At 69.5% G+C, this 17,005-nt stretch carries 22 protein-coding genes; 8 read left to right on the plus strand and 14 right to left on the minus strand.

Annotated features, from left to right (window positions below):
* Positions 1 to 114 precede the first annotated feature (114 nt).
* Entirely contained in the window at positions 115 to 2,172 is a 2,058-nt protein-coding gene (locus ACN6LB_RS08510; protein WP_445025230.1) for a serine/threonine-protein kinase, read from the plus strand.
* 241 nt (positions 2,173 to 2,413) lie between these two features.
* On the opposite strand, the gene ACN6LB_RS08515 is transcribed toward ACN6LB_RS08510, so the two are convergent.
* From ACN6LB_RS08515 to ACN6LB_RS08545, 7 genes are all read right to left on the minus strand, one after another.
* Positions 2,414 to 2,743 carry a hypothetical protein gene (locus ACN6LB_RS08515; protein ID WP_445025231.1) on the minus strand — a complete coding sequence of 110 codons (330 nt, stop codon included), beginning with the start codon at positions 2,741 to 2,743 and terminating at the stop codon, positions 2,414 to 2,416.
* Between the two features lie 509 nt (positions 2,744 to 3,252).
* Positions 3,253 to 3,762, minus strand: coding sequence for a BBE domain-containing protein (locus ACN6LB_RS08520; RefSeq protein ID WP_445025232.1), 510 nt, complete (start codon positions 3,760 to 3,762; stop codon positions 3,253 to 3,255).
* A 344-nt stretch (positions 3,763 to 4,106) separates the two neighbouring features.
* On the minus strand, positions 4,107 to 4,637 hold the full coding sequence (locus ACN6LB_RS08525; RefSeq protein ID WP_445025233.1) for an FAD-binding oxidoreductase: 531 nt from the start codon (positions 4,635 to 4,637) through the stop codon (positions 4,107 to 4,109).
* 222 nt (positions 4,638 to 4,859) lie between these two features.
* Positions 4,860 to 5,237 (minus strand): hypothetical protein, encoded by a 378-nt coding sequence (locus tag ACN6LB_RS08530; protein ID WP_445025234.1) that lies wholly within the window; start codon positions 5,235 to 5,237, stop codon positions 4,860 to 4,862.
* 126 nt (positions 5,238 to 5,363) lie between these two features.
* Entirely contained in the window at positions 5,364 to 6,662 is a 1,299-nt protein-coding gene (locus tag ACN6LB_RS08535) for an SLC13 family permease (RefSeq protein WP_445025235.1), read from the minus strand.
* Entirely contained in the window at positions 6,659 to 7,027 is a 369-nt protein-coding gene (locus tag ACN6LB_RS08540; RefSeq protein WP_445025236.1) for a hypothetical protein, read from the minus strand. The genes ACN6LB_RS08535 and ACN6LB_RS08540 overlap by 4 nt, the downstream gene beginning before the upstream one ends.
* A 73-nt stretch (positions 7,028 to 7,100) precedes the next feature.
* Complete coding sequence (locus ACN6LB_RS08545) at positions 7,101 to 8,354, minus strand: cation:proton antiporter (RefSeq protein WP_445025237.1); 1,254 nt, start codon at positions 8,352 to 8,354, stop codon at positions 7,101 to 7,103.
* A gap of 256 nt (positions 8,355 to 8,610) precedes the next feature.
* Between ACN6LB_RS08545 and ACN6LB_RS08550 the strand changes: the two genes are divergently transcribed.
* On the plus strand, positions 8,611 to 9,024 hold the full coding sequence (locus tag ACN6LB_RS08550; RefSeq protein ID WP_445025238.1) for an STAS domain-containing protein: 414 nt from the start codon (positions 8,611 to 8,613) through the stop codon (positions 9,022 to 9,024).
* Here the strand turns inward: ACN6LB_RS08550 and ACN6LB_RS08555 are convergent.
* The 3 genes from ACN6LB_RS08555 to ACN6LB_RS08565 form a co-directional block, all read right to left on the minus strand.
* A complete protein-coding gene (locus tag ACN6LB_RS08555; protein ID WP_445025239.1) occupies positions 9,019 to 9,480 on the minus strand; it encodes a CBS domain-containing protein in 462 nt (153 codons plus the stop codon). The two genes, ACN6LB_RS08550 and ACN6LB_RS08555, sit on opposite strands and share 6 nt — an antisense overlap.
* Positions 9,481 to 9,608: 128 nt before the next feature.
* Entirely contained in the window at positions 9,609 to 10,019 is a 411-nt protein-coding gene (locus ACN6LB_RS08560) for a hypothetical protein (protein ID WP_445025240.1), read from the minus strand.
* Positions 10,020 to 10,126: 107 nt separating this feature from the next.
* The gene (locus ACN6LB_RS08565; protein ID WP_445025241.1) at positions 10,127 to 10,759 is read right to left on the minus strand and encodes a hypothetical protein; all 633 of its coding nucleotides are present in this window, start codon (positions 10,757 to 10,759) and stop codon (positions 10,127 to 10,129) included.
* A 66-nt stretch (positions 10,760 to 10,825) separates the two neighbouring features.
* Here ACN6LB_RS08565 and ACN6LB_RS08570 point away from each other — a divergent pair, with 66 nt between their 5' ends.
* Positions 10,826 to 11,413: a hypothetical protein gene (locus ACN6LB_RS08570; RefSeq protein WP_445025242.1), complete on the plus strand. Its 588-nt coding sequence runs from the start codon at positions 10,826 to 10,828 to the stop codon at positions 11,411 to 11,413.
* Positions 11,414 to 11,548: 135 nt separating this feature from the next.
* The gene (locus tag ACN6LB_RS08575; protein ID WP_445025243.1) at positions 11,549 to 11,758 is read left to right on the plus strand and encodes a hypothetical protein; all 210 of its coding nucleotides are present in this window, start codon (positions 11,549 to 11,551) and stop codon (positions 11,756 to 11,758) included.
* 117 nt (positions 11,759 to 11,875) lie between these two features.
* On the opposite strand, the gene ACN6LB_RS08580 is transcribed toward ACN6LB_RS08575, so the two are convergent.
* Together ACN6LB_RS08580 and ACN6LB_RS08585 are read right to left on the minus strand one after the other, a co-directional pair.
* Positions 11,876 to 12,292 carry a GIY-YIG nuclease family protein gene (locus ACN6LB_RS08580; protein ID WP_445025244.1) on the minus strand — a complete coding sequence of 139 codons (417 nt, stop codon included), beginning with the start codon at positions 12,290 to 12,292 and terminating at the stop codon, positions 11,876 to 11,878.
* Between the two features lie 49 nt (positions 12,293 to 12,341).
* Positions 12,342 to 12,548, minus strand: a complete 207-nt coding sequence (locus ACN6LB_RS08585; protein WP_445025245.1) for a three-helix bundle dimerization domain-containing protein — start codon at positions 12,546 to 12,548, stop codon at positions 12,342 to 12,344.
* Positions 12,549 to 12,709: 161 nt separating this feature from the next.
* On the opposite strand from ACN6LB_RS08585, the gene ACN6LB_RS08590 reads away from it, so the two are divergent.
* From ACN6LB_RS08590 to ACN6LB_RS08600, 3 genes are read left to right on the plus strand one after another with little or no spacing between them, the layout of a single operon-like run.
* Complete coding sequence (locus ACN6LB_RS08590) at positions 12,710 to 13,606, plus strand: MFS transporter (RefSeq protein WP_445025246.1); 897 nt, start codon at positions 12,710 to 12,712, stop codon at positions 13,604 to 13,606.
* Entirely contained in the window at positions 13,516 to 14,160 is a 645-nt protein-coding gene (locus tag ACN6LB_RS08595; protein ID WP_445025247.1) for an MFS transporter, read from the plus strand. Before ACN6LB_RS08590 ends, ACN6LB_RS08595 begins: the two co-directional genes overlap by 91 nt.
* A gap of 47 nt (positions 14,161 to 14,207) precedes the next feature.
* On the plus strand, positions 14,208 to 14,378 hold the full coding sequence (locus ACN6LB_RS08600) for a hypothetical protein (protein ID WP_445025248.1): 171 nt from the start codon (positions 14,208 to 14,210) through the stop codon (positions 14,376 to 14,378).
* Here ACN6LB_RS08600 and ACN6LB_RS08605 read toward each other — a convergent pair.
* Entirely contained in the window at positions 14,333 to 15,169 is an 837-nt protein-coding gene (locus tag ACN6LB_RS08605; RefSeq protein ID WP_445025249.1) for a phosphatase PAP2 family protein, read from the minus strand. The genes ACN6LB_RS08600 and ACN6LB_RS08605 overlap by 46 nt on opposite strands.
* The gene (gene lgt / locus ACN6LB_RS08610; RefSeq protein ID WP_445025250.1) at positions 15,166 to 16,056 is read right to left on the minus strand and encodes a prolipoprotein diacylglyceryl transferase; all 891 of its coding nucleotides are present in this window, start codon (positions 16,054 to 16,056) and stop codon (positions 15,166 to 15,168) included. The genes ACN6LB_RS08605 and lgt overlap by 4 nt, the downstream gene beginning before the upstream one ends.
* Before the next feature lie 168 nt (positions 16,057 to 16,224).
* Here lgt and ACN6LB_RS08615 point away from each other — a divergent pair, with 168 nt between their 5' ends.
* On the plus strand, positions 16,225 to 16,731 hold the full coding sequence (locus tag ACN6LB_RS08615; protein WP_445025251.1) for a MarR family winged helix-turn-helix transcriptional regulator: 507 nt from the start codon (positions 16,225 to 16,227) through the stop codon (positions 16,729 to 16,731).
* The last annotated feature ends 274 nt before the right edge of the window (positions 16,732 to 17,005 follow it).

Genomic DNA, 17,005 nt, shown 5'->3' on the forward strand with positions numbered 1-17,005 from the left:
AGGATCTCCGAAGGCGCAGGTCGTGTCACCGCCGTGGGGCCGTGTAGCGGTGACCCGCGGCCGCCATCCGTTGCTTTGCCACCTGCCTGATCGCATATCAAGAACGGACTCTCTGTGAGCAGTGTTGGCTCCGGCGGGCGGGTTCAGCCCGCCCGCCCCGGTGATCCTTCCCGCATTGGCCCGTACCGGATAATCGGCCGCCTCGGCGCCGGCGGCATGGGCACCGTCCATGCCGGCCTGACTGCCGACGGGCTTCGGGTCGCGGTCAAGGTGATCCACCCCGCGCAGGCCGAGGATCCGGAATTCAGGGCCCGGTTCCGTCGCGAAGTGCAACTCTCCGCCCGCGTACAGGGGGCGTGCCTCGTGCCGCTCCTGGCTGCCGACCCCGAGGCCGCCGCGCCGTGGCTGACCACTGCGTACGCGCCGGGTCCCACGCTCGATCAGCATCTGTTCGAGCAGGGTCCTCTCACCGGCGGCACCCTGTACGCCTTTGCGACCGGTACCGCGCAGGCGCTGGCAGCCATCCACGAGGCTGGCGTGGTGCACCGCGACGTGAAGCCGCAGAACGTCATCCTCACTCCGGCAGGGCCGCGCGTCCTGGACTTCGGCATCGCCCGCGCCGCCGATGGAACCAGCGTGACCCGGACCGGCGTCATGACCGGCACTCCCGGCTGGATCAGCCCGGAGTACTACCGCGCCGGTATGGCCGGTCCCGAAGGCGACATGTTCGCCTGGGGCGCGCTCGTCGCCTACGCCGCCACCGGCCATCTTCCGTTCGGCACCGGTACTCCCGACGTGGTCGCATTCCGCGTCATCTCCGGCGATCCCGACCTGGACGGTGTTCCGGAAGAGCTGCGGCAGCTTCTGGAAAGAGCGCTCGCGAAGGATCCCTCCGACCGGATGACCGCTGTCCTGGCAGCGGAGGAGTGCTCGCTTCTCCTGGCGTCTGAGGCCACGCAGGTTCTCAGTGGCGGAGGCGGGCTGGAACCCACTCGTGTCGGCGAACTGGTCACGGCCGCGTGGAACATGCCCACCCTGGACGACCCGACCTGGCATGCGCCGTCCTCATCGTCATCGTTCCGGAGGCGCACCGTGACGACTGTTGTCGTCGCTGCGGCCGTGCTCGGCGGCATCACAGGCGGCATCGTGGCCTTCCCTACCAGCGGCGACAGCAGCGGCGCGAGTAAGTCCACCGCCGGCAAGACCACGGCATCCCCGGCCGCAGGCGCACACGGCACCGCGCAACGCTCCGAAACCGACGCGCCCGGCACTGCGACCGAATCGCCGGTCGATCCGCGCAAGGCCGTCGTCCCTGCAGATCCGTTGGCCGGGGTGCCCAACCCAGCCTTCACGCGAGCGGGTGACGAGTCCCAGCCGACCTCCGACGAGTGGAGAGCCAGCACCCTCGCGAGTACCCCAGAGGAAAAGGACGCAGAAAAAGCGATCCGCGACCAGATGGCGTCCATGCTGGCCACCAAGGACATGGACTTCATGCAGCCCACGGTCACGTTCGATAAGCGTGCGCAAACGGTGATGGTGACCGGCGGCCCTGTCTCTCAGATTCCCGAAGAGGACCAGGAAGTGTTCCGCAGGGCCGGAGACATGGCCGCCTGCACCACGCTCGCGCACCAGCTAAAGGGCAACCCCACCACCTGGCCCTACGGACGCTTCGCCGTCTCCTGGAAGAATTTCGACGGCGACGTCGAGCCCAGCGTCCTCGGCTTCGGTGAGGCCACCGATGGGTGCTATACAGCGATCGCCGGGCAGTGGCAGGGCGACGAAGCCGGTTTCGCGACCGCCGGGATCCCGAGTAGCGACAGGGACGAGATCCGAGTCGCTGGCGCCGCCGACAGGGCCATCATCGCTGCCTGGAATGCCAGGATCGCCGAAGGGAACGGCCTCGAGCCCTTCGCTGCGAGTGACGCCATCGACCTCGGATTCGATCCGGTCGAGAAGGCCGCGTACGTGTGGGCCCGGGACACCGACGGGGCGCTCACCGGCCGCGCCCAGAGAGCCAACTTCCAAGACTCCGTCTCTACAATCCTCTGCCGGAAACTGACAGCCGAGTACCACAGCAACAAGACCTGGAACTACACCCGCTGGTCCGTCGCCGTCTACGAGGGAAACAGCCGCGTCCCCGAACCCCTGGGCTCGGGCGAGTGCACCCCCTGAACCCCACAGCCTTCAACGAGCCTGTCGGAGCCTGGGCCTTGGCCACCATGGTTGGCCTCATCGTCGTATCCCCGCACCACACGCGAGGAGGATGCGGCGGTCAGCGTTGCTCCGAGGCGGCGGACGCGTCGGCAGCGACAAGAGCAGGCCCTGCGCAACACCGGTGCGTTTGCGCACTGCGCCGATGTGCATGTCCGGTCTCGAAGGACGTGATCTCGGTGGGGATGGCAATAGGTCGGGGCTATGCGGCGGGCAACAATCTGCGACTGGCGCAGAACCCACGGACGGCAGTCACCGCTATGACCATCAGTACGAGCATGGCCAGATTGGGCCCGTAGGAGACTTCCAGGAACCCGTCGGTCCCCGGGTGCGACCGCACCTTGATGACGCCTGCCGGAACGACACCCGTCAGGACCTGGTGCACCCCGGCTAGGACCACCCCGCTGACCACGCCCCAGCCGAGCAGGGTCCCGGCGCTCATGCCCGACCGGCGGCCCTGACGCCAGCAGTGCCGGACCACTCCCACCGCCCCGATGGCCAGCGCGATCACGATCGCGCCCCATCCAGCCATCCACGACCCGGCAGTAACGGCTCCCAGTACCGAAGCGACCGAAACTCCAAGGCCCCGTCCGGTCAACGCCTCCATGGACCCCTCCGGCGGAGCCACTGCCCGTGCCAGCAGCCAGCTCACTGCGCCCAGGGCCGCCAGAACGGCCGCGCCCCGCGCCCACAGACCTCCAGAGCGGCTGCGCCGGTCTCGTTTCCCCACTGGTCCCCCCGGACTTCCTCACTGTGGCCGTCAATCTACCAATCGGTACGACGTCCCAGTGGGAGAGGCTGTTATGGCTGCCCGCGGCGTCCATCCCGAACCACTCGTGCAGGCGGTCCCCGCGATCACCGATCCCGTTGTCCCGCCCGTCGTGGGGTCCGGCGATGAATCCGTCGACCGACATCGACATGTACAGCACAGCATTGCCCATAGCTCCTCCTCGCGTGGCGGCGTGGTGGGAGCGGCCGCCGCGAAGCGACCTGCCTGGTGCTGGCGCATCCGCGGTCAGCACCAGGCAGGTTCGTGCCTCGTCAGCCGTGCTGTCCGGCCCCCGTCGGGCGGGTGGGCTGGATGTTCTGGTTCAGGCGGAAGATATTGGTCGCGTCGTACGCGTTCTTGAGTGCGACAAGGCGCTCGTAGATCTCCGGCGCGTACGCGGACCTGACCCGGTCGGCCCCTTCCACGCCGAGGTTGTTGACGTAGACGCCGCTGGCGTACGCCTGCATCGCGGTGGCGAACTCGCGCGCCCATGTGATGTGGTCGGCGTCCTCGGCGTCGTCCTGCCAGACGGTCAGGATCGCGAAGTCGAACACCGCGTCGCGATGGCCGAAGGCGGCGGTGTCGAGTCCCGGACGGCTGATCGCTCCGCCGAGGTGCTGGAAGTAGAACGACGACCAGGGGGACGCCATCCGCGGAGCGTGCTCCATGACGGTGGCGATGGTGCCGTCGGTGATCTCGTCGACGAAGTGGGACTTCCAGTAGTTCCGCCGGCCGTTCGGATAGGCCGCGTCGGAGCCGCTCTGCAACGCGGTGTAGGGCATCGGCGCGATGGAACCGGCGCAGCGGCCGCAGTGCACGCTCACCGGCGGCCAGGTCGCCGGCCCAGCACACCGCCAGCGTCACGACCAGCTCGCCCTCGAACTCGGACGCGATCGGCATCCCGGGCGGTGCGCGGAACACCCCCGCGGTCACGGAGAGCTCGTCCGGCGCGGTGGCGACGAATTCCGTGAAGAAGCGCAGGACTTCGGGGGCATCCGAGAACGCATGCAGCACACCGCCCGCGAGCACCTGCGGGCCGACAGGATGCAGGCGATACTCGAACGAGGTCACGACGCCGAAGTTGCCGCCACCGCCGCGCAGGCCCCACAGCAGCTCGGGGTTCTCGTCAGCCGGCGGTCACCCGTGTGCCGTCAGCGGTCACGACCCTGGCCGACATGAGGTTGTCGCAGGCGGGGCCGTGCTTGCGCGCGATCCACCCCAGGCCGCCGCCGAGCGTCAGCCCCGCGACTCCCGTCATCGAGACGTTCCCGGTCGGCGTCGCGAGCCCGAACACCTGGGTCGCGCGGTCGAGTTCGCCGAGCAGCACCCCGGGCTGCACGGTCGCGCGAGCCCGGTCCGGATCGACGGCGATCGCCTTCAGACCACTGAGGTCGATCACGACGCCCGCGTCACACACCGCGTTGCCGGTGACGTTGTGGCCGCCGCCCCGAACCGCGACGGGCATTCCACTCTCCCGCGCGAACCGAAGCGCCGCGACGACGTCGTCCTCACCGGCGCACCGCGCGATCAGCGCGGGCCGACGGTCCACCATCCCGTTCCACACCCGCCGCGCGGACTCGTACCGCTCGTCGTCGAGTCCGATCAGCTCGCCTGCGAACCCATCGTGCAACGTCCGGAACTTCGCGTCGTCGAGCATGGTGCCTCGCTTCCTCAGACCCCGTCGATGCTAGCCGCCGGAGCGCGTCGCCACGAAGCGAGCGGCACCGGTACGCCCCCGGGCCGCAAGCCTCCACGACTGGGCCCTGGCGGACGTGCACGACGTCGAAGTCTTCCTGACCGCCCTGCCGTAGGGCCGCAAACGGCGGCTGACCGTGCAGCGGCAGTTCTTCCGCTGCGCCCGCCTAGAGACGCCGGTACGTCAGCAGCCCTCGTCGGTCTTGACCACGCCGAAGGTGATGGACTGGTCGTTGACCGGGTAGCCGGGAGCCGGCCGCTGAGTGCAGATCTTCCACTCGGACTCATCACGCACCGCACGGCGCTGGCCGCTGAGGTCGGTGGCGGTGATGCGAGCGGCACCGGCGATCTGCTGCCTGGCGCCCTGGAGGTTTCCGCCGATGAAGTCGGCCATGCCGCCCACGGCGCCGCCCTGGTCCTCGGAGGTGTCGGAAGTGGCGGTGGGCCGGGGCGTGGCGGGTGTGGGCTCGGTGGCCTGCTCGGCCGTGCCGTCGGTGCTGCAGGCGGCGAGCGTGGCGAGCAGCGCCATGGTGGTGGCGGCCTTCGCGACGGTGGTGCGCATGTCTCTCCCGGATGCGTGTGATGAATCGGTCATGGTTTACCAGGCGTCCCGGATGGTGCGGACCCCGCGTGCCATCAGCGACGGGTCTATGGGCACTTCCTCCGTTGCTGTTCGGTTCGGATTGGGTCAGGCGAGGGCGAAGTAACGCAGCCACACGTAGAGCAGGGAGATGGACACGGTCACCGCGGTGACCACCAGTCCGTACTTGGTGAACTGCCAGAAGGAGATGGGCTGTCGGTTGCGTTCGGCGATGCCCAGGACGACGACGTTGGCGGAGGCGCCGATGGCGGTGGCGTTGCCGCCGAGGTCGGCGCCCAGGGCCAGGGCCCACCACAGGACGTGGTCACTTGCCCCGCCCATGTCCTTCACCAGGTCGCTGGTGATGGGCGCCATGGTGGCGACGTACGGGATGTTGTCGACGATGCCGGAAAGGACGGCGGAGCCGCCGAGCAGGGTCATGGACCCGCCCAGTTCGTTGCCGCCGATCGCATCCGCCAGCTTCTGGGAGACCTCGCTGACGACACTGGTGTCGATGAGGCCGCCGATCATGATGAACAGGCCGGCGAAGAAGGCGAGGGTGGGCCACTCCACCTCCGAGAGGACCTCGCTTGTGTCGGCTGTCGAGATGGCGATGAGGAGTCCGGCGCCGAGCAGGGCCACGATGCTCGGCTCGTAGTGCAGCACCGGGTGCAGGACGAAACCTGCGACCACCAGGGCCAGCACGATCAGGCCCTGGATGAGCAGCCGTGGGTCCTTGATGGCTTCGCGCTCTTCCAGGGCCATGATCTCGGCGGCGCGGTCGCCGTCGTAGACGAAGGTCTTGCGGAACATCACCCGGCAAAGGGCGACGAGTACCACCAGCAGCAGGGCGATGAGAGGGGCGAGGTGGACCAGGAAGTCGTTGAAGGTCAGGCCTGCCCGGCTGGCGATGATGATGTTGGGCGGGTCGCCGACCAGGGTCGCCGTGCCGCCGACGTTGGAGGCCATCACTTCGGCGATGAGGAAGGGGGCTGCGGGTAGTGCGAGGCGCTCGCAGACCAGCAGGGTGACCGGGGCGATCAGTAGCACCGTGGTGACGTTGTCGAGCAGTGCGGAGGCGACGGCGGTGATGACAACGAGCATGGCCATCACCCGGAAAGGCTTGGCGCGGGCGCGCTTGACGGCCCAGATCGCCAGGTACTCGAACATGCCGGTCTTTTTCAGCACGCCGACGATCATCATCATGCCCATCAGCAGGAAGATGACGTTCCAGTCGATGCCGGAGTCCTCGGAGTAGAACGCCGAGACATCGTCGGTCGCGCCGATTGCGAGCATCAGGCCCGCGCCGCCGAGAGCGACAGCGACGCGATGGATCTTCTCGCTGATGATGAGGGCATAGGCGCCGACGAAGACGACGATCGCCGCCCAGCTGTGCCAGTCGTTCACGGTCCTCCGATGACGTACTCGATCAGGGTGTCAGTGGTGACCGCGCCGATCAGGGTGGGCTGGGCTCCGTCGTGCTCGACCACCGCGCCGATCGGGGCGTCCTTGCGCGTCATGAGGGCCACGATCTGCATGGGCCATGCGGCCGGCCCGACCACAGTGGCGGTGAGGTGCCGCCGGGGAAGCCAGGCCGCCGCCGACTGCCCGGCCATCTCCTCTCGTACCTCGGTGTCGAGCCGGTCGTCGATCACGGCCGAGAGGAGCGGATCCTCCCGCACGGAAGCGGGCACCAGCGCCTGGACGACGCGGGTGCCCGGCACGATTGCGTACGGGTGCTGGTCCTCACGCGGGACCCGCGGCGCCGGCAAGTGCTCACGGACGACGAGCCGGGCAGCTTCATCAGCGTCATCGGCCGGCGCCGTGGGGCAGGGTCTGGCCAACTCACGTGAGCGCATGGTCGTTTCCTTCGCTCAGGCGTTCTGCGGCCGGGGGAGTGTCGTCCTCGTCGTCGGGGATGCCGACCAGGTCCTCGACGTCGAACATCCGGGCGATGGGGACGTCCGTGCTGGAGTGCGCGACGATCGAGAACGCGATGCACACGGCGATCAGCGTGTACGCCTCCTCGGCCTGCGGGATGCCGGACTGCAGCACCAGCAGCCCGTACACCACGGAGGCGAAGCCCTTCGGCCCGAACCAGGCCGCGGTCAGCTTCTCCCGGCGGTCGAAGCGCGTACCGATCAGGGAGAGCAGCAGCGACGCGGGGCGGATCAGCACGATCGCCAGCACGACGGCGACGTAGCCGCCCAGCGAGAGGTCGGCGAACAGGTGCGGGGTCAGCAGGGCGCCGAACACCAGCAGCGCGGCGAACTTGGCCAGCTCGGCGAGTGCCTCGCCCAGCAGCTCGAACGCCTCCTTCGCCTCCGGCGCGGTGGCGGCGAGCACCGCGCCCGCGGAGAAGGCGGCCAGGTAGGGGTTGGCGTGGGTGAGGTGGCACAGCCCGTACAGGATGATGCCCGTGGCCAGCGGCAGCAGGGGCTGCAGTTTCGGCTCCGCGCCCAACAGGCGGAAGCGGACGAGTGCGTTGACGACGAGCGGCAGCAGGACGCCGAAGGCCAGCCCGAGCGCCAGTTCCAGGGCGATCTTCCCGATCGATGCCTCGTCGGCGTGGCCGGCGGCGGGCCCGGCCGCGGCGATCAGGACGAGCACCACCGGCAGTGCCAGGCCGTCGTTGATGCCGCTTTCCACGTTCAGCAGCTCGCGCAGCTTGGCGGGGACCTCCTTGCGGCCCACGATCGCGGAGGCGAACACCGGGTCGGTGGGCGCCAGTACGGCGCCCACCAGGAACGACGTCGTCCAGTCCAGGCCGACCAGGAAGTGCGTGACCAGCGCCATGAACACAAACGCGAGGGGCATGCCCAGGCCCAGCGCGCGGGCCGGGTTGCGCCAGTTCGCCCGCAGTTTGGCGAAGGAGACGTGCTGTCCGTCGGTGAACAGGACGGCGAACAGGGCCAGATCGGCCGTCACGGTCACGATCTCGCTGTCCGGCGTGATGTGGATGAGGCCGAGGAAACCGTCACTGACCAGCGCGCCGCCGACCAGGAAGAGAAAGGAGGTGGAGAGCACTGTCCGCGCCGCCAGGCCCGACAGCAGGACCGCCACCAGCAACGCGACGCCGAACACCGCAACGAGCACCATGGCGAAAGCCTCCGATCGGGAGAGAGATTGATCCCCTGCTCGCCGACCAGGCTTCCCGGCACACCAACGGGAACCTTACCCGTTCTTGACGCGTCTTTGATAGATCGTCCACACCCATCGTGAGGGGCCGGGACGTTGCCGGATTCCGGCAACCATGGACGACCGGGCGGCGGTCGGAGTCGGTTGGACCTAGCCTGGGATCAGGTGCGCCGGGAAGCCTGGTCGGCAAGCGACCGCCCCTGCCCTGGAGCCCCGGATGCCAGATTCCCCCCTCACCCGGAAGCCGCGCGAGCACCGCGGACTACTGGGGGCGGACAATCGTCTGCTCCATCCGTTTCGGCGCCGTGAACGCGGTGCCGGAACTGGCCGGGAACAGGTCGTTGTCCGACTCTCGGGTGAGATCACCGCACAGAACGCCGGGCGCATCGGGAAGAGCGTGCAGGGCGTTCTCGGCTCGCGGCCCGGTGTACTTGAGGTCGACCTCGGGCGGGTGTCGTATTTCAGCAGTGACGGTGGTGCGGTGTTCTTCATGGCGCTGCGCGCGGCGAGGGCACAGGGAACACAGGTGATCGCCACTCATGTCGGACCTCGGGCGCGCGCCACTCTCCAGCAGCTGGGACTGGGCCGGGTGCTGGACATCTACGACGGGGACGGCCCCGGCGGCTCATGACGCGGCGATGAGCAGCCGCTCCAGCAGGTGGGAGGCGGTGATCACTCCGAGTAGCCGCAGACCGTTATTGTCCTTGTCCACGACCGCGACCAACGGGCTGCGGGCCTGGGCCATCTGCGCCGCCACCTCCAGTGCGGTGTCATCCGGTGCGGCGAGCGGTGGCGCGGGCGTGGTCTTCGACAGGCAGTCGCGTACGGTGCGACCCTTGAGCGCCTGGCACAGCCGGTCGGCGTGCCGCTCGTCGACCACTGCGGCCAGCATCGGGTCCTCGATCACGTACGCCGGCACCAGGATCTTGATCATCTGGGAGGCGGGCAGGATTGCTTTCGGTGTGCCGTCGCCGTCCACCACGAGCAGGGCGGGAAGCCGGTGCTCGGCCATCAGCCGGGCTGCTGCCATGGCGTCGGTGCCGGCGCCGACGGTCTCGTACTCCACTGCCAGGTCACGTGCCCGCACGTCGGCTCCTGTTTCGCTGTTGGTCGTCCTGCAAGCCAGCGTCACCCGGATGCCGTGCGCTGACCAGCCGTCGCGCGGCAGTTGTCACGGAGTTCCGAGGCAGCCGGAAAGCAGCGGCCCTGTCCTTCCTATTGTGGCCCCTGGCCCGGTGTGGCGCGGTGATGGGCTCCGACGGCATTGGCGATCCGCGCGATCAGCGTCCCGAGGACAGCGGCGGTGAGGAGCAGAACGAGCCGGGCAGCGTCGAGAGGCCCCTGCCAGGCGAGCTCACCGCGCGGGGCGATGACGTAGCCGTTGAGGAACAACCAGCAGACGATGGCGATGCCGGGGGCCGCGCGGAAGCGGGCGGGCAGGCCCAGCAGCACCGCCAGCGCGCACAGGGCGGAGAGACCGATCGCGGAGCTTGCCAGTGCGCCGACGGCACTGAGTACCGCGACGAGGAGGAACGAGCCGACGAAGGCCGCCGCCCAGACGAACGGGGTCGCCACCGGCTCGGGCACCGGCCTGACGGCGCTGCGCAGCGGGCGCCACTCCACCATGACCAATCCTCTCCCCAACCGCCTACGCCCAGGAGGTGTTTCACCTTCCACAGGAGCGCACGCGGCGCCCGACTTGGCGAGGGGCCTGGGCTTCCTTGATGGATCCCCTACGGCACGACGAACAGCAGCGGCATGGCAATGGTGACGATCCAGGCGCCGTGCAGGAACTTCGTGGCGAGCACGATGATCAGCACGATGCCGGTGAAGAACGCTCCGGTGGCGTTGATGGCCTGTGAGCGGCGGATGCGGCGCCGCGCCGGCGGGTCGGTGGTGTGGGTCAGCTCCTTGGTCCAGTGCCGGACCATGCCCGCCTGGGAGAGGGTGAAGGAGACGAAGACTCCCACGATGTAGAGCTGGATGATCGAGGAGACGTCCGCGTCGAACGCGATGATCAGCCCGATAGCGGCCAGCGCGAGAAGCATGATGCCGTTGGAGAACACCAGCCGGTCGCCGCGGTTGTGCAGTTGGCGGGGCAGGAAGCGGTGCTGGGCCAGCAGCGAGGACAACAGCGGGAAGCCGTTGAAGGCCGTGTTGGCGGTCAGGATGAGGATGCCCGCGGTGAACGCCTGCACGTAGTAGAAGAGGAACGTCACGTCGCCGAAGGACGCCTTGGCGATCTGCGCGAGCGCGGTCGGCGTGGACGCGTCGGCGGGCAGGCCCAGTTCGGTGGGGTTGTCGGCGACATGGACGTGGTAGAGCAGGGCCAGGACGGTGATGCCGGCGAACATGCTGATCGACATCGCACCCATGATGACCAGCGACTGCGCGGCGTTGCGGCTCTTGGGCTTGCGGTGCCGGGACGTGCCATGACCAAGCCCGATTTTGAGCCCGAGGTCGCGGCTTACTGGGCGAAGTACCAGAAGGTCTTCTCCCGGGACGGGCTGCGGACATGTAGCCCCAGGGTGCTCAAGGACTTCGCCAACTCCAACATCGGTGCCCACCCTGGCAACCAGGCCACCTTCAACTCCGCCTGGAACGCAATGGGTGACGCGGCGGCAGGGGAGTCGACCCGTGAGACCGTCGAATATCTTCTGTACGGGTCTGACGACATGCCGCTCGCGGACCGGCTCCGGCACCTTCTGACGGGTGTGATGCCGTTCGCCATGACCGGGTTCAAGGAAGCTCTGCTCACGAGGGTGCTCTGCGTGGTGCAGCCTGATTGCTTCCTGTCGATCCTCAAGTACACGACGGAAGCGGGCGGCAAGCGCGAGATCGCGCGGCTGGTCTACGGGCTGGAGCTGCCGGCGCCCGAGTCGGTGAACTGGACCCTCGGTCGGCTCATCCTGTGGAGCAACGACCTTCTGCACGCCCTGGTCGGTGACGGCTTCGCCAACCAGCAGCACGCCGCCGCGTTCCTGTGGTGGGCCAAGGACCAGCCCGGAGGGCTCCGGTGAGCGGGGTGCTGACGGCGATCTCGGGCGGATTCCCTCTGTAGTCGGGGGTGGCCGGGGTTTGGCGCCCTGATTGGGCTGACGAGTCCTGTGTTGGCGTTGCCTACGGCGTGTGCGGCAACGCCGTAGGCTCCCGCCATGAAGTCCGTCATCACAGCCATCGACGAGGTGTCGCCGGATGGCGGTCGCAGGTGCAGTATGCATACCGTGCCGAGCCCGAACTGCAGTGGGCCGGTCGTGGCCGTCGTGACGTTCGATGACGCCGGAGGCACGGGCAATCACTGGAACGTGTGCCAGCGGTGGCTCACCGACAACCCGGACGCGGTTGCCTTCCGGAAGCGTCAGTGACTTCATCTTCCAGAGCCGCTTGCCTGGTGCTTCCGCTGCGTTGAGAGCGGGCGGAGAGAACGGCATGCCTGGACTGATGGCCGGTTCGGGCGAGTCCGACTCTTGTCGGGTGGCGGGCTACTTGTCCGGGCGGGGTCCGGCGCTGGTGTAGTAGGTGGCCCGTGCCTGTTTGACGCGTTCTCGGGTGGTGGTGTGCTCGGTGCCGTCGACGTTGAGGGGTGGGTACAGCCGGGAGATGAGTGCTTTCTCCACTGGGGCGGGGTCGGGGAGTTCGCTCCAGGTGAGGCCGAGGTGTCCGTGCATCCAGTTGGTGAGGCGTTGCTCGTCCTCGGGGGCGAGGACGACGCGGTCGGTCCAGGTGGTGCGATAGCCCTCGATGGGCATCAGCAGCCTGGCCAGCGTGCAGCGGAGGGTGGAGCGGCCGGAGTGCCTCAGGCGGTTGGAGACAATGCGGGTCCGCAGTCGCTTGGCCTTGCCGAGGTAGAGGAGGCGCTGCCCGGGATCGCCCTCGTTGACCGGCCCGCATGAGCGCACCCTAGGCGCGGCGCAGTCCAACTGTCAGGGCTTCGGCCGACGCCGGCGTTCAGTCGGAGAGCTCGCTCAGGATGCGGCGTGCCTGGCGTTCCACGAGGACGGGGACATAGGTGCGGATGGGCAGGTCGTCGAAGGAGGCGTAGGCCGTGGCGACCGCGGCCTCGACCTCGGCGGGTGCGCGGCTGTCGCGGTATGAGCTCTTGAGATGGTCGGTGACGTGGCGTAGGGCGACGTCTTCGTCCGGTTCGATCAGCATGGCTTCCCCTGACGCTGGGGCTACGGGGCTTCTCGGGCGGGGCCCGCGACAGCACCTTGGACACACCTCTGCCGCCCTGATTGCGGCATGGGCGGCGCGGTCGCGGGCCCCAGGATGAGACGGTAGCAGAATAGTTCGGTGACAGTTGTAATGTGTGGGTCATGGTCACGCAAGTGACTCCCCGCCGCCCCAGGAGGCGGTGGCCCGCCGCGCTCGTGCAGGAGCGGGCTCGCCCGGAGGCCATACGGTCGTGGCCGAACGCCTGGTGGCTGGCCGTGGGCGCGGTGTGCTTCGGCGCCTTCATGGGCCAGCTGGACGCCAGCGTCGTCACGCTGACCTACGGCAGCCTGCATGCGGAGTTCCATGCCTCGCTGGCGGCGGTGGAGTGGGTGTCGCTGGCGTATCTGCTCACTTTGGTGGCGCTGCTGGTGCCGGCCGGGCGGCTGGCGGACGCCTACGGCCGCAAGCTGCTGTACCTGTACGGCTTCGCCGTGTTCACCCTGGCCTCCGCGGCCTGCGGGCTCGCCCCATCTCTCGCGGCGCTGGTGGTCTTCCGGGTGGTGCAGGCGGCCGGGGCCGCCTTGATGCAGGCCAACAGCGTGGCGCTGGTGACCACGAGTGCGCCCCGGGAGCGGATGCGCAGCGCACTCGGCGTGCAGGCCGCGGCGCAGGCTCTCGGGCTGGCACTGGGCCCGACGGTGGGCGGGGCGTTGGTGTCGACCCTGGGCTGGCGCTGGGTCTTCGGGGTGAACGTGCCGGTCGGGCTGATCGCGCTGGTCGGCGGTCACTATCTGCTGCCGCGCACCCGGGCCCGCACGAAGGTGGCACGGTTCGACTGGGCCGGGCTCGTTCTTCTGCTGGTGGCGACCATGAGCGCCCTGCTGGGCGTGTCGGCGGCCTCCGGGCTGGCGGTGCCCGGGTGGGGCGTGCCCCTGTCGGCGTGTCGGTCGCGGCGGGGTGGAGGTTCATGCGGCGGCAGCAGCGGGCAGCCGCGCCGTTGCTGGACCTGGACCTGCTGCGGGTGCGCGCGGTCGCGTCCGGGCTGGTCGGGGCGCTGAGCGGGTATGTGGTGCTGTTCGGCCCGCTGGTGCTGGTCCCGGTGGTTCTGACCGCCCGGGGGTCCTCCGAGCTGACCGCGGGTGCGGTGCTGACCGCGTTGCCCGCCGGGTTCGCGCTGGCCGCGACGGGCGGGGACCGGCTGCTGCCACGATCTTTGAGCGACCGCGGGCGGTGCCTGTCGGGAACCGCCGTGTTCACCCTTGCCACCGCCGCGCTGCTCTTCGTTCCGCTGACCGTGGCCTGGCTCGTGCCGGTGCTGGCGCTCACCGGCCTGGGGCTGGGAACCTTCACGCCGGCCAACAACACCATGATCATGGGGGCGATCCCCGCCCGCTCCTCCGGGACGGGAGGCGGTCTGGTCAACATGACCCGTGGCCTGGGCACCGCACTGGGCGTCGCCCTGGTCACCCTCGCCCTGCGCCTTTTTGCCGGGGGCGGAATCCAGGCGGGTGCCCGGTGGGCTGCCGCTGTGCTGGTGGCCGCTTCGGCCGTTGCGGTCGCTTCGGCCTGGCTGAGCCCCCGAGGGAGCAGGGATGCGGAGCGGGAGGCGTGATGGGCGGCCCGAGGACTGCTCGGGTGATCCGGGGCGGTGGCGGGTGGGTGCGCGATGCCTGGATGGCGGGCCTGGACGTGATGGTCACCGGTGTGTCCGTGGCGGGCGCGGTGGTGTTGCAGGTGCGCTGGCTGGCCGGGCTGGCCGGGGTGTGGGCGGTGCTGGCGCTGCGTCAGGGCTGGCTGACCGTCAGGGCGTTCCGCCGCGGCGCGGGATAGGCCGGGCGGCCGGTGAGCAGCCGCTGGATGAGGAAGCCGGCCGCGAGAGTGACGGCGCCGGCGGCGGCGTCCGCGACGAAGTGGTTGGCGGTGGCCAGGATGACGGTGAAGGTCGCGACCGGGTAGCAGGCGCCCAGCACGCGTACCCAGGTGCGGCGGGCCAGGAAGGCCAGGGTCAGGCCGGACCAGGCGGACCAGACGATGTGCACCGAGGGCATGGCGGCGTACTGGTTGGACAGCGACGCCACGTCGCCGGAGGCCCAGGAGCCCCAGGTGTGGTGGGTGACCACGGTGTCGATGAAGCCCTGCCCGGCCAGGAAGCGGGGCGGGGCCGTGGCGCAGAACGCGAAGCCGACCAACGCGAGGAGCGTGGCCGTATACAGGGCCGTGCGCACCGGGCGGTAGCGGGCGGGATGGCGGACGTACAACCAGATCAGGACGCCGATGGTGACGATGAAGTGCAGGGTGGCGTAGTAGTAGTTCATCCCCACGATCAGCCAGCCGATCCGGTCGGCCGCGTGGTTGACGGTGAGTTCGATGTCTACGTGCAGGAGCCGCTCGGCGTGCCAGATGGCGTGCGCGCGGTGCAGTGCGGCGGCGCGGTGGGCGGGGACGGCGTTGCGGGTGAGTGTGTAGGTCCAGTAGAGCAGGACGGTGCAGAGCAGCTCCGCCCACAGCCGGGGCCGGTGCAGGGGGCGCAGCCTGGCAGGGAGCAGCGGGCCGAGGTGACGGATCCGCGAGGTTGGGGCGGCAGCAACTTGCGAGGATTCGGTGTCGGGAGCCGCTGTCACGCCCCCTCCCGGCCGGAAGCGCCGGCCGAAACAGATGCCCGTGCTTCCTCTCCGTTCTTCGCGCCGGGGTACGGGGCGTCGTCGCCCGGGCGTGGGTGCCGAGTGGTGATCAGGTACGCCAGCGCGCCGGTGAACAGGACGAGAGAGACGTAGTCGTTCAGGCGCAGGCCGAGGAAGTGGTTGGCGTGGTCGATGCGCAGGGCCTCGATCCAGGCCCGGCCGGTGGTGTAGGCGAGGACGTAGCTGGCGAACAGTCGTCCGCGGCGCAGGCGTTGGTGGTGGCGGGCGTCCAGCCAGAGCAGCAGCGCCATGACACCGAGGTCCCACAGGGACTCGTACAGGAAGGTCGGGTGGTACAGGGCGACGGTGGGGCTGTCGGCGGGGCGGTTGGCCGGGTCGATGTACAGCGCCCAGGGCAGATGGGTGGGGCTGCCGTACAGCTCCTGGTTGAAGTAGTTGCCCCAGCGGCCGATCGCCTGCGCGAGCACCAGTCCCGGCGCGACGGCGTCGGCGAAGTCGGCCAGCCTGATGCCGCGGCGGCGGCAGCCCAGCCAGGCGCCGACCGCGCCGAGGGCCACCGCGCCGGGAATGCCCAGGCCGCCGTCCCAGATGAACAGGGCGTGCAGGGGCTGCTTGCCGGCGGCGAAGTACAGCTCGGGGTCGGTGATCACGTGGTAGAGGCGGCCGCCGAGAATACCGAACGGCACCGCCCAGATCGCGATGTCGGCGATGTCCTCACGCCGTCCGCCCCGGGCCTCCCAACGGCGTCCGGTCAGCCATACGGCGGTGAAGACGCCGGCCAGGATGCACAGCGCGTACGCGCGGATCGGCAGCGGCCCGAGGTGCCACACGCCCTGGGAGGGGCTGGGGAGGTACGCCAGGTTCATCGGATCGACCGTTCTCACGTGCACGGGATCCGGCCCGCGGGCCGGAACGACCCGGCCGACAATACATCGGACACCGAAGCTTTCGGAATCGGATGTCGACCGGGTCGGCGGGCACTCGCCCGACGAGCGCGCGGTCGGACCGGTGCGTGGCGCGGCTACCCTTGCTCCATGTCTGCGCAGCCCCGCTCCGAGGTCTCCCTGCCGCGACCCACCGGCGAGGCGCCGGACGCCGCCCTGCTCGCCGAGGCCATCACCCGGCTGCGTCGCGCGCTGCGCTCCTCGATCCGTACCGACTATCCGTGGGAGACCCTGCCCATGGCCCAGGTCGAGCTGCTTCAGGTACTCGGCCAGCACTCTCCCACCCGGATCAGCGACCTCGCCGCCCGCCGTCGGCTGGCCCCGAGTACGGTCAGCGGCCTGATCGGCCAGATGATCAACGCCGGGCTGGTGGCCCGTGACGTCGACCCCGCCGACCGCCGCGCCTCCGTCGTCACCCTCACCGACGCCGGCCGCGATCAGCTCGCCGCCTGGACCGCCGCCCACGAACACCGGATGGACGCCGCCCTCGCGGCCCTCGACGACGAGGCCCGCGCCGCCATCGCGAACGCGCTGCCCGCCCTGTTCCAGCTCGCCGAACACCTCGGTGAGCCGACAGGCGGCGCCGAGACACCGTGAAAGGCCACGGACGGACCTGCTCGCCAAGCGCTGCCGTCAAGTCCTCATCGCCGTTTGCCGCACGCCGGCAAGGCGGGCCCGGCGACGCTTGATGCACCATCCCGGCGGGCGTGCGGGTAGTAGAGACCCTGCACCGGAGAGTGCAGTGGGCTGGGCGGCACCGCGCTCCAAGCGCAACGCCCCATTTGTGGCTCCTGCCCTGACGGAGTGTCCGCTCGCGGCTACGCTGTGCGGGAGGCGAACGCTGTCGGAGAAGGTGGGGTGCGGTGCTCAC

The sequence above is a fragment of the Streptomyces sp. SAS_270 genome (assembly GCF_052543295.1).

Bases quoted from the DNA above. Each gene is read 5' to 3' on its own strand.
- ACN6LB_RS08560 (WP_445025240.1), bottom strand. From the start codon at position 10,019: ATGGTGGAGTGGCGCCCGCTGCGCAGCGCCGTCAGGCCGGTGCCCGAG.
- ACN6LB_RS08590 (WP_445025246.1), top strand. From the start codon at position 12,710: ATGGTCACGCAAGTGACTCCCCGCCGCCCCAGGAGGCGGTGGCCCGCC.
- ACN6LB_RS08520 (WP_445025232.1), bottom strand. From the start codon at position 3,762: ATGCCCTACACCGCGTTGCAGAGCGGCTCCGACGCGGCCTATCCGAAC.
- ACN6LB_RS08550 (WP_445025238.1), top strand. From the start codon at position 8,611: ATGCCAGATTCCCCCCTCACCCGGAAGCCGCGCGAGCACCGCGGACTA.
- lgt (WP_445025250.1), bottom strand. From the start codon at position 16,056: ATGAACCTGGCGTACCTCCCCAGCCCCTCCCAGGGCGTGTGGCACCTC.
- ACN6LB_RS08570 (WP_445025242.1), top strand. From the start codon at position 10,826: ATGACCAAGCCCGATTTTGAGCCCGAGGTCGCGGCTTACTGGGCGAAG.
- ACN6LB_RS08545 (WP_445025237.1), bottom strand. From the start codon at position 8,354: ATGGTGCTCGTTGCGGTGTTCGGCGTCGCGTTGCTGGTGGCGGTCCTG.
- ACN6LB_RS08530 (WP_445025234.1), bottom strand. From the start codon at position 5,237: ATGCGCACCACCGTCGCGAAGGCCGCCACCACCATGGCGCTGCTCGCC.
- ACN6LB_RS08575 (WP_445025243.1), top strand. From the start codon at position 11,549: ATGAAGTCCGTCATCACAGCCATCGACGAGGTGTCGCCGGATGGCGGT.
- ACN6LB_RS08515 (WP_445025231.1), bottom strand. From the start codon at position 2,743: ATGGCTGGATGGGGCGCGATCGTGATCGCGCTGGCCATCGGGGCGGTG.
- ACN6LB_RS08525 (WP_445025233.1), bottom strand. From the start codon at position 4,637: ATGCTCGACGACGCGAAGTTCCGGACGTTGCACGATGGGTTCGCAGGC.
- ACN6LB_RS08595 (WP_445025247.1), top strand. From the start codon at position 13,516: ATGCGGCGGCAGCAGCGGGCAGCCGCGCCGTTGCTGGACCTGGACCTG.
- ACN6LB_RS08615 (WP_445025251.1), top strand. From the start codon at position 16,225: ATGTCTGCGCAGCCCCGCTCCGAGGTCTCCCTGCCGCGACCCACCGGC.
- ACN6LB_RS08585 (WP_445025245.1), bottom strand. From the start codon at position 12,548: ATGCTGATCGAACCGGACGAAGACGTCGCCCTACGCCACGTCACCGAC.
- ACN6LB_RS08565 (WP_445025241.1), bottom strand. From the start codon at position 10,759: ATGTCGATCAGCATGTTCGCCGGCATCACCGTCCTGGCCCTGCTCTAC.